Annotated in this window: 10 protein-coding genes and 1 tRNA gene; 3 read left to right on the forward strand and 8 right to left on the reverse strand. The window is 34.8% G+C overall.

Going from position 1 to position 10,518, the window contains the following annotated elements:
• Positions 1–24: 24 nt before the first annotated feature.
• Both BM203_RS07755 and BM203_RS07760 read left to right on the forward strand, forming a co-directional pair.
• Positions 25–1,380, forward strand: coding sequence for an ATP-binding cassette domain-containing protein (locus tag BM203_RS07755; protein ID WP_090094100.1), 1,356 nt, complete (start codon positions 25–27; stop codon positions 1,378–1,380).
• Positions 1,381–1,390: 10 nt separating this feature from the next.
• Complete coding sequence (locus tag BM203_RS07760; RefSeq protein ID WP_090094101.1) at positions 1,391–2,044, forward strand: energy-coupling factor transporter transmembrane component T family protein; 654 nt, start codon at positions 1,391–1,393, stop codon at positions 2,042–2,044.
• A 71-nt stretch (positions 2,045–2,115) separates the two neighbouring features.
• Here the strand turns inward: BM203_RS07760 and BM203_RS07765 are convergent, their stop codons facing one another.
• The 8 genes from BM203_RS07765 to yycF all read right to left on the reverse strand — a co-directional run bounded on the left by BM203_RS07765 (position 2,116) and on the right by yycF (position 10,303).
• A complete protein-coding gene (locus BM203_RS07765; protein WP_090094103.1) occupies positions 2,116–2,274 on the reverse strand; it encodes an IS3 family transposase in 159 nt (52 codons plus the stop codon).
• Positions 2,275–2,507: 233 nt separating this feature from the next.
• Positions 2,508–2,987: a 23S rRNA (pseudouridine(1915)-N(3))-methyltransferase RlmH gene (gene rlmH, locus BM203_RS07770; RefSeq protein ID WP_090094104.1), complete on the reverse strand. Its 480-nt coding sequence runs from the start codon at positions 2,985–2,987 to the stop codon at positions 2,508–2,510.
• Between the two features lie 486 nt (positions 2,988–3,473).
• Positions 3,474–4,658, reverse strand: coding sequence for a S1C family serine protease (locus BM203_RS07775; protein WP_090094106.1), 1,185 nt, complete (start codon positions 4,656–4,658; stop codon positions 3,474–3,476).
• 68 nt (positions 4,659–4,726) lie between these two features.
• Positions 4,727–5,524 carry an MBL fold metallo-hydrolase gene (locus BM203_RS07780; protein ID WP_090094113.1) on the reverse strand — a complete coding sequence of 266 codons (798 nt, stop codon included), beginning with the start codon at positions 5,522–5,524 and terminating at the stop codon, positions 4,727–4,729.
• Positions 5,525–5,537: 13 nt separating this feature from the next.
• Positions 5,538–6,356 (reverse strand): two-component system regulatory protein YycI, encoded by an 819-nt coding sequence (locus tag BM203_RS07785; protein ID WP_090094107.1) that lies wholly within the window; start codon positions 6,354–6,356, stop codon positions 5,538–5,540.
• A 1-nt stretch (position 6,357) separates the two neighbouring features.
• Positions 6,358–7,680, reverse strand: a complete 1,323-nt coding sequence (locus tag BM203_RS07790) for a hypothetical protein (RefSeq protein ID WP_090094109.1) — start codon at positions 7,678–7,680, stop codon at positions 6,358–6,360.
• Positions 7,670–9,526, reverse strand: coding sequence for a cell wall metabolism sensor histidine kinase WalK (walK, locus tag BM203_RS07795; RefSeq protein WP_090094114.1), 1,857 nt, complete (start codon positions 9,524–9,526; stop codon positions 7,670–7,672). The genes BM203_RS07790 and walK overlap by 11 nt, the downstream gene beginning before the upstream one ends.
• A 60-nt stretch (positions 9,527–9,586) precedes the next feature.
• Entirely contained in the window at positions 9,587–10,303 is a 717-nt protein-coding gene (gene yycF / locus BM203_RS07800; RefSeq protein ID WP_090094111.1) for a response regulator YycF, read from the reverse strand.
• Positions 10,304–10,444: 141 nt separating this feature from the next.
• On the opposite strand from yycF, the gene BM203_RS07805 reads away from it, so the two are divergent.
• A tRNA-Lys gene (locus BM203_RS07805) sits at positions 10,445–10,517 on the forward strand.
• Position 10,518: the final 1 nt, after the last annotated feature.

The raw sequence follows: 10,518 nt of genomic DNA on the forward strand, positions 1-10,518 counted from the left end.
TTTTTTTATACTTAGGAAATAAAATTGATTACTATTAAAAATTTAACTTTTACATATGACCTGCAGAATAAAATTTTAGATAACCTTAGTTTAACCATACCTACAAAAGAATTTTCATTATTAGTAGGACCTTCAGGCTGCGGCAAATCTACCCTACTAAAAATACTTGCAGCACTTTATCCCAAATATGCTGGTCAACTCACTGGGGAAGTTGATTTAAATGGCTTACGAGCTGCGATGCTGTTCCAAAATGCTAGTGAACAATTTACAATGTCTACTCCGCGAGAAGAAATTATCTTCGCTTTAGAAAACCTCCAAGTTGACCGTGAACAATATGCCCAACGTCTTAAATTGGCCGTTAAATTTGCCCAGATTGACCACCTACTTGATCAAAAAATTAATACAATGTCTGGTGGTGAACAGCAACGAGTCGCACTAGCTGTTCTAGTAGCAATGGATGTAGATCTTTATTTACTTGATGAGCCATTTGCCAGTTGTGATCCAGATGCTCGACGCTTTTTAATTAACAAATTAGCAGCTTTAAAAAAACAAGGGAAAACTATTCTCATTAGTGATCATCTTTTAAGCAATTATCAAAATATTTGTGACAATATATTTCAATTTCAAAAAAAAGTAATCACTAAGCTAAGTGCAGCAGCCAAAGATAACTTATTGCAAAAAAATAAAGATAAAAAAAATTATCATTTTGCTCTCCCTCAAAGTGAGCAACCCTGTTTTACTTTAACTAATACAAAAATTAGTGAAAATCGATTACTTTTAAACCAAAAGCACTTACAAATTATGGCTGGTAAAACCACCCTCATTACGGGAGCTAATGGCATTGGTAAAACTTCACTTTTTAATGCCCTTAGTAAAATGTTATCCTACGATGGCAGCTTGACTTATTATGACCATGAAATCAGCCAATTATCTACGCGTAAATATTTGCGGCAAGTTGGGCAAGTTTTCCAAAAAGCTAGTGACCAATTTATTAATATTTCAGTTGCAGATGAACTTAACTTGAGTAAAAAAAGTCCTAATAACCATTTCTTTACTGACCCAGAAATTAATAAAGCTTTAATTGCCTTGGAATTAGATCAAACCTTAGATCAAGTTGTCTATTCCCTTTCTGGTGGTCAACAAAAGAAATTACAAATTTTATTGATGATCATTGCTAGTCAAGCTGTGCTCTTACTTGATGAACCACTAAGTGGCTTAGATAATCATTCTGCTAAACAAATCATAAATTTATTAAAGGAGAACCAAGCTCGACAAGGGCAAACATTAGTAATTATTACCCACGACCTTACTAACATTGCGGAGTGGTGTGATTATCATCTTGTTTTTAAAAACCAACAATTAACCTATGTAACGAAATGAGGTGCTCGCATTGAATCCTGGTTTTAAATTCTTTTTAGCAGTAATAGTTTCTTTAGAGATATCATTGACAACCAGCTTACCTACAAATTTAATCATTATTGGAATAGCAGTAGTTTATTTACTTTTTAATCATGTCAAAATCAAAAATTTACTTTTAACATTACTTTTACCATTAGTAGCAGCAACGACCATCTTTGCTACTTTGTACTGGTTTACACCTGAACCCAATTTACAGAACGCTCTTTGTTTAGCTAGTAGAATTTATGTCTACACTCTGACCATCTACTGCGTTTTTATTGGAACTACAACCACAGAATTTGCTCGTTGCTTTGAACAAAATTTTCATCTACCAAGTAAATTCGCATATGGCATTTTAGCAGCACTTAATCTTGTTCCCCAAATGAAACAAGCAATTAAAAAAGTCCAAACCGCTGCAATGATGCGGGGAGTTTATTTAAGTTTTTGGTCACCTACACTCTACTTCAAAGCAATCTTAATTGCCCTCAATTCAGCCGAAAATTTAGCCCAAGCAATGGAGTCACATGGCTATGTTGAAGATGCGCTACGGACAACGATCGTGGCAATTCCAATAAAAATAAGTGATTGGATATATAGCGGTATTATTCTATTATTTGTTAACCTTGCACTACTTACTTTAAATTAAATAAAAAATAGCCATATAGATGATGCGAACCCAAAATTAGTTCGCTTTATTAATTATTAACTGAGGACTAATTACCGGTATTTAATCGGAGTTGGTCCTTTTAGTTTGCTTTTAATTCTTTTCTGGTTGTAATACTCAATGTAGTCTCTGATTGCATCTTCTAGTTCATTAAGATTTTTAACTTGCTTTTCAAAGCCGTAAAACATTACCCACTTGAGGGTTAAAGTCATTACTATAAATAGTGTAAAGTTAAGCCAAAATAGTTAGGCCGTGACGTGCAAGAAACGCCAGCAAGTAATCAATATTAGATCTAACCTGATAACGCCAACTTAATTCAGGAGGAACAATTTAATATTCATGCCAAGCCGATAGCTTGTAATTTTATCTTATTTAGATAATTTAGCCATAAAAATAACCCCCAAATTTGGGGGCACTTCATAGTTGATTGTTTTTTATTATCTTCTTATTTATGGTAAGGACTACCATTATTAATCATAAAACCGCGATAAATTTGTTCGATTAGCACCACCCGCATCAATTGATGCGGTAAAGTTAATTTGCCGAAGCTAAGTAAATCATCTGCCCGCTGATTTACAGCAGAACTAGTGCCCAGACTACCACCAATTACGAAAGTAAGATCTGAATGACCATAAGTCCCCAGTTTTTCTAGTTCTAAAGCAAATTCCTCACTACTACGTTCCTTACCCTTAATCGCTGTAACATACACATATTCTTTACTTTTAATTTTAGCTAAAATCCTTTGTCCTTCAATTTCCTTAACTTGATTTTGTTCAGCTAAACTTAATTTTTCAGGCGCTTGCTCATCAACTACTTGGATTAATTCTATTTTAGCAAATCGACTAAGTCGTTTCTGATACTCCGCAATTGCGTCCTTAAAATATTTTTCTTTTAACTTGCCCACACAAATAATTTTTATCTTCATAATTTTTACTTTATCCCCAAATACCCATTCTTTCCACTGACTTTGTCCACAGCTGTGTACAAGCAAAATCTACATTTTGTGGTTATCAGACTAACTTTTATCATAACTTGTGTTAGCTGCTTTTTTTTTATTTTTTATTTTTAAATTACGCACATCTATTCATGGATAGTTGAAATTTACAAACTTTCTAGATAAGAATGGCGCTATCATCGTTTTTTTAGCTTTATTAGCCAAAAAATAAAATATAATATTTACACACAATTCACAAGTTTTCCACAAAGCTTATACGAAATTTTTGCTAATTTATGCACAATCCACAAAGTTTTCCACAGTTATCAACAAGATTTTAGCTCCCATTTAAAACTTGACAAAGATAAAAGACGAATATTATGATGTTCCGCATATTGATTATTAACAAAAAAGCTGTATTACCATCCAAATCAGTGTAGTACAGCTTTTAATAACTAATACATTTATTTTTCGAACTTAATCAGCCTGCAACTTTATATTTAACTTCATTTCATTACCATTACGATTAATCGTTACACTAACACGATCACCAACTTTATGATTATACAAAATACTGTGTAACGAAGCGACATCTGAAATAGATTGGTTGTCAACCTTAATAATAACATCACCAACTTTGATACCAGCTACACTAGCTGCACCTCTTTTAGTAACTTCTGCAATGTAAATTCCATCTTTTAAGTTAGACTTAATATTAAGCTGTTTACGATAGCTAGCTGGCATCCCTTGTAACGCAATAACTTTGACTCCTAATTGTGGTCGTACAATTTTACCCTTCTTAACTAGCTGATTAACAATTGTAACTACCTCATTTGAAGGAATGGCAAAACCCATTCCTTCAACAGATGTCCCATCACCAGATTGTGATAACTTCATTGAATTAATACCAATAACCTGACCCGCAGAATTAACCAAGGCTCCACCAGAGTTACCTGGATTGATGGCTGCATCAGTTTGAATGACTGTCTGTTGATTAGCTGAAGAGGTGGTAATGCTTCGCGCTGGTGCGGAAATTATTCCTTGGGTGACAGTTGAAGCATATTCACTACCAAGAGGTGAGCCAACGGCTATTACCGTTTGCCCTGCCTGCAGACTCTTAGAATCGCCAAATTCAGCAATTTGTGTAGCGTAGCTAGCATCAATTGACAAAACTGCTAAATCAGTTGTTGCATCAGTACCAACAATGCGGGCATTAACTGTTTTTCCATTTGAGAGCATTACCTGCAATTTATCACTCCCAGAAACAACATGGTTGTTAGTTACGATATAACCTTTATTTCCCGACTTGGTGTAGATAACCCCAGACCCCTCACTATAAGTCTGCAATTTACCCTTATCCTTATTAGGATTATCGTCACCAAAAATATCAAACAAAGTATTACTACGCGTATTTTGTCGTTTCATATTAATTACCGAAACAACCGCTCCTCTAACACTGTTGTAGGCGGGAGTCATTGCACCACTATTTCGGGCACTATTTTTTGAAGTTTTAGCACTACTGGAACTAATACTAGTTTGCGCATTATTGTTATAATTAGCATTATTAATTTGGTCAAGTGCTACATATGAAGCACCTCCCCCAATTAAACCCGCTACTATCCCAACAATAGCAGTTTTAAAAATACTATTTTGTTTTTCCATTATTTAGTTCTCCTTTAGTTATGTTTTAAATAATACTAATAAAGCTTGAACAAATATAAATAATTTAATTAAATTTGTATTAAGCTTGTTGGTGCACTCGCATTGGTCATAACAATTTTAACATCACTTGGTAAATTTGCATCACCGTTAATCATTATCTCTTTTGCTGCATCATAAGCTAATTTAGCTGTATTATTGTGCTGACTTAGGTGGGCCAAAAAGATATGCTTAGTTCTACTAGTAACCACGTCTAATAACGCTTGACCCGCATCAAGATTAGATAGGTGTCCAACGTCTGATAAAATTCTTTGCTTTAATGACCAAGAATAAGGACCGTTACGTAGCATCAGATCATCATAATTAAATTCCATTAAGTAAGCATCACAATCAGCAATTACCGCTTTTACTCGCTGCGAAACATAACCTGTATCGGTTAAAAAGGCAATCCTTTTGCCGCCACTAGTAAAAACGTAATATTGTGGCTTAGCTGCATCATGACTAGTAGCAAAAGCTGTGATATCAAGATCACCAAACGTTTTAGTTTGACCAGATTCAATTACATTAATCTGGTCAACTGGTAGCTTACCGATTTTTTGACTTTCATTCAAATATTTCCATGTCCCATCATTTGCAAAAGCAGCTAATTTAGGATAGCGGCGCATCAATACGCCTAATCCTTTACTATGATCTGAATGATCATGGCTTAAAAAGACCATATCAATGTCATGGATATCAACTCCTATATCTTTTAATAGTTGCTTTGTTTTTTTCCCTGACAAGCCTGCATCCATTAATATTTTATGCTGCTTGGTCTCAATTAGACTAGTATTTCCCGTAGATCCGCTAGCTAAAACAGAAACACGCACATTAATTTCCTTTCTAATTTTTCTGAACATTGTACGAGCTACTTTGTAAAATTTGGGCAGTAAATGCATTAACTCGTTTTACAGTTATATTTTTAGTTGTTTTATTTTCTACTAGAATAAGCCATGTGGGTAACATAATCGTGTTGCCCCGAACTTCAGTCAATTTCGAGTATCCTAAATTAACCTTTAATACACGTGAATTATTAGCAATTTCACGATCAGTATACATTGCTTTAACCGCATGCCAGGCACTAATAATTAACTGCGGTTCTCTTACTGCACTAATTGGTCCCATATAAGAAATTGTATAATCAATAATTTGATTATTCCGTACATTAATTGTTAATTGAGCATCATTATCATAGACTTGACCGTAATCCGTTTTTTGTACATAACAATAAGCATTTTCGCCAGACATACTTGGCTCATATTTAAAATTTTTACCATATGGTACACAAGTAGGATCGTTCTTAAAATCATCTAGTTGCTCAAGCATTTTTTTCCGATTACCTGAAAGTAAAATTGCCGATTGCGGTGTTGCAGATAGGCTGTTATCACTTTTTGAATAGTGAGTTGTCACTTGCGTTAAGGTACTTTCTTTATGCGAAAGATAATCGCGATTTTTAGCCGCCAAATAATAACCAGATTGTTGCTTACGCGAAATATGTAATGGAATATCAATTCCATCTGCCCGCATTTCAGACCGAATACTAGTTGTCGTTCCGGCCGTATTGCTTAAACTAATTGGTGAGCGCCACATCTCAATTCCAAGATACAAATCAATTAACAAAAATATAATTAAGATTAACCATTCGATTCTTTTTCGATCCATCCTAATTCCCCTTCACTAACTGGTTTTGGTTAACTCCACTTGAGCCATATTTTTCCCACTCTGCGGCACTTTTCCACTGGTTATATGCTTTAACATAATATACTGGGATCAAATTAATTAAATTGTCATGGCTATGATCTTTTTCTACACGATACGCCACAATTACCCGTTGGATTGCCGCTTTCTTTAGTCCCGCATTAACTAAATTATGCACTACGGTCTCACTTGGAGGCAAAGTTCGCGTTTGTCCATCAAACGGAATTGGAATTTGTAAATCAGTATTATTAAACGCAATCTCTATTGCATCTTGCGCAAAACGCGTCGTTATTTGCGGGTTTTTACTACTCAAAAAAACTGGTAAGCCTTCAATATAATTAGCGTAACTAACTGATCCATTACTATAATCAAAATAACGCAAATCTTGTTCACTTAGACCTAACTTATGAACATATTCAACACTATCGAGTAAGCGCTCATTAGTAGACATAACTTTACTCTTTTCATAGCGAGAATATAAAAAATCAGCTTCTTTTAGTTCAGTATTTGGTGCTCGCAATTTTGTGTAGTAATTCAGCGAATAAGTGGTCCAGCCCTTTTTACTTGAACGAGCAGTTACATTGGCTGTACCAAGAAGTCGGGTAACGAAGTAAGAATCTGGCTGACTATTAGTTAAATAACTATAAACCCGCCAATGTTCTGTTTGGGTATAAAATACTTCATAACTATCATTTAATCGGACAAATTTAACCGGCTGACGTCCATGGGCATTTCGAGCATAACTGCGTAAACGCGAAAAGTCAGCCTTAATTAATCCCACACGATAAATTGTTGTACTCTTATCACTACCTAAATAAAAATAAAAATTGCTCGGTGATATAAAAATACGGCGAAATTTCTGGTCATTTTTAGTGACATCCTTTTTAGTAAGCAAATTTACACTTACTTCATTAGGAAAAGTTAATTGCACATATGCAGAATTATTAAGCATTTGCTCATACTTGTGCCGACTTGAGCTGATTTTTTCGATGTTACCATATTTGACATCCTTAAGTTCATTACTAAATTCTAACGGCAAATTCTTTTTAGCATCATATAAGTTATATAATTGACCATTCTGAAAGCCATAAGAACTCGTTGGTACAAATAGATTTGAAATAATTCGGTTGCGACTATGTGACTGCTCAGTTACATTACTAGTTTGATTAATGTGGCTAAAGTATTGATTATTCGTCATGATAAAAATCCACAAAATAATCGACAAAATAACTGCTGCTAATGTTCCAATTAGTAACAATATATCGCCTAATTTAAATTTAAGCTTCATCCCACTCATCTCCCTCGCTCATTGGTTCATAAGGTAAGGCAATATAAAAAGTTGAGCCTCTATTTTCACTACTAGTAGCCCAAATTTGACCGCGATGTTGCTCTACAATTTCTTTAGCAATTGCTAGCCCTAGGCCAGTCCCGCCTTGAGCACGCGAGCGTGCCTTATCAACCCGGTAAAAGCGATCAAAAATTTTACTTAAATCTTCTCGAGGTATTCCTAAACCTTGGTCAGCAATACTTAAAATAATGCGATGATCATCATGAGTTAAACTTGCAGTAATCACTCCACCATTAGGTGAATATTTAATAGCATTATTCATAATATTATCAATTACTTGCGCTATTTTATCAGTATCAATTTCAACCCATAAGGCCTGTGTACCTAATTGGCGCTTAATTGTATACTTCTTTTTACCCTCTTTTTGATTATTTTTTACAATCATATCGAAGCGGTCTAAGATATGGGCAACAAAATCATTAAAATTAACCCACTCAAAATTGATTTTGACTGCACCCCGATCCATCCTGGACAAACTTAATAATTCACTGATCATACGGATCATTCGTTCAGTTTCTTCTTGGGTAACTTGTAAAAATTTAGGAGCTACATTGGGATCTTTCCAAGCCCCTTCATTTAAGGTTTCAATATAGGCGTGCATACTTGTAAGCGGGGTACGCAATTCATGGGAAACATTTGAAACAAACTGTTTTTGAGAGTTTTCATTTTTTTGTTGCTCAGTAATATCGTGTAACACACACACACTACCTGAAACAAAACCGGTCACTCTTTTAATTAGTGAAAAACTAGCATGTAAAATAACTTCATCACGACTACCTTCGTTAACTGTAAGTACAATTCCTTTCTGATTAGCAATCAAGTCTTGGGAAGATTCTTTTAAACCTAAAATTGTCGCAATTGGCTTATTGGTGATTTTCTCTTCAGTTGTATTCAAAAAGTTAAGTGCCATTTGATTAACCACATTAACATTACCATGCCGGTCCGTTGCCAGAACCCCATCACTCATATGTGACAAAATGCTATCTAATCTTCGCTGCTCACTTTCAGATTCTTCTTGTGAACGTTCAATTCTAACTGACAAGGTATTAAATGCTTGGCCTAGTTGACCTAATTCATCATTAGAATAAATTTTTACTTGACTAGAATAATCTCCGTCAGCAATATTTAGAGCTTGACTTTGCATTTCCTCAATAGGTTTAGTAATTGCATGTGAAACTACTAATGATAAAATAGCACCCATTACTGCTGCCACTAACGAGGTCACTAAAAACATTAAAGAAATATTTCGTAAATCATTAAAAACACCCTGCATTGATGCTTTAACGTAAATTGCGCCCACAATATTGGTAGAACCATTGCCTGCATTCAAAGGTGTCACCTGAATCATATAGTCACCATGATCATTAACTACCTTTGTAGCTTGTCTACCCGTTGAAGTTACTTGCTTAACAATAGTGTTATTGACTCTTTGTCCAATACGATTTTTATCATTTAACCTAGAAACAGCCCGAATGATATCCTTATTATCAACAACAATAATTTCACTAATCGTACCAATTCCGTTACTATAATCGTTGACTATACGATTCAAGTTACTGTTAGTGTGCTTATTATCCCTGACTAACTGCAGCGATAACTGGTTGGTTACAATTGGTAGTACTTGAATTGACGATTGAAAATTATCAATGCTATTTTGTTCTAATTGTCTAGTGAAATATACCCCAATGACCTCAATGGTCGCAATAATCATTGCCATAAAAACAGTTGCTAATGTAGTGTTAATTGAAATAGTTAAATGCTTAAATTTATTTTTTATTCTATTCATAATTATCCAAATATATAAAAAGAAAGCCACGCAAAAAATCATTCTGCAGGCTTTCTTTAATTAGTCTTCTGTTGGCTGTTTCACATAATAGCCAACACCGCGACGAGTTACTAAAATCTGCGGCTGAATCGGATTATCCTCGATTTTTTCCCGCAAACGATGGACTGTTACATCAACGGTACGAACATCGCCAAAATAATCATAGCCCCAAACTGTTTGCAATAAATGTTCCCTAGTCATTACTTGTTCCATATGTTGCGCTAAATAATAAAGCAACTCAAATTCACGATGAGTGAGTTCGATTTTTTTACCTTCTTTTTCAACAATATAAGCATCAGGCATGATCACCAGATTACCAATAGTTATATTCTTGGTTGAAGTATCATCACTATCACTTTCCACTTTTTTAGCAATACTACGGCGCCGTAAATTAGCTTTAACTCGCGCTACAAGTTCACGATTAGAAAATGGCTTAGTAACATAATCATCCGCTCCCATTTCCAGCCCGAGTACTTTATCAATTTCCGTATCTTTAGCTGTTACCATAATAATCGGTAAATCATGAGTTTGTCTAACTTCACGTGCCACTTCTAAACCATCTTTTTTGGGTAACATCAAGTCCAAAATCATCAAATCTGGATTATATTCATCAACTTTTTTAATAGCTTCTTCCCCATCATAGGCAGTGTCGACGTCGAAGCCTTCCTTCGTCAAATTAAATTTGATAATATCAGAAATTGGTTTTTCGTCATCGACAACGAGAATCTTCTTTGGCATCGAAAGCCCCCCTTTGCTTACCATTATACTGGTTTTTAACTATTTAGCCAAAAAAAGCACAAAAATTTAACAAAAAAGCTTGCATTTCATTTAAAATAATAGCATAATAATTTTTGTTGGTTATTTAAGATAACATTTTTTGGGTGGCTAGCTCAGCTGGCAGAGCAACGGACTCTTAATCCGTGGGTCCAGGGTTCGAACCCCTGGCCACCCAT

Source organism: Lactobacillus bombicola, from assembly GCF_900112665.1.
Classification (GTDB): Bacteria; Bacillota; Bacilli; order Lactobacillales; family Lactobacillaceae; genus Lactobacillus; species Lactobacillus bombicola.

What these genes read in the sequence shown, in the direction of transcription:
- BM203_RS07790 (WP_090094109.1), bottom strand. Translation starts at nt 7,680, where the DNA reads ATGAAGCTTAAATTTAAATTAGGCGATATATTGTTACTAATTGGAACA.
- BM203_RS07765 (WP_090094103.1), bottom strand. Translation starts at nt 2,274, where the DNA reads ATGACTTTAACCCTCAAGTGGGTAATGTTTTACGGCTTTGAAAAGCAA.
- rlmH (WP_090094104.1), bottom strand. Translation starts at nt 2,987, where the DNA reads ATGAAGATAAAAATTATTTGTGTGGGCAAGTTAAAAGAAAAATATTTT.
- BM203_RS07785 (WP_090094107.1), bottom strand. Translation starts at nt 6,356, where the DNA reads ATGGATCGAAAAAGAATCGAATGGTTAATCTTAATTATATTTTTGTTA.
- BM203_RS07775 (WP_090094106.1), bottom strand. Translation starts at nt 4,658, where the DNA reads ATGGAAAAACAAAATAGTATTTTTAAAACTGCTATTGTTGGGATAGTA.
- walK (WP_090094114.1), bottom strand. Translation starts at nt 9,526, where the DNA reads ATGAATAGAATAAAAAATAAATTTAAGCATTTAACTATTTCAATTAAC.
- yycF (WP_090094111.1), bottom strand. Translation starts at nt 10,303, where the DNA reads ATGCCAAAGAAGATTCTCGTTGTCGATGACGAAAAACCAATTTCTGAT.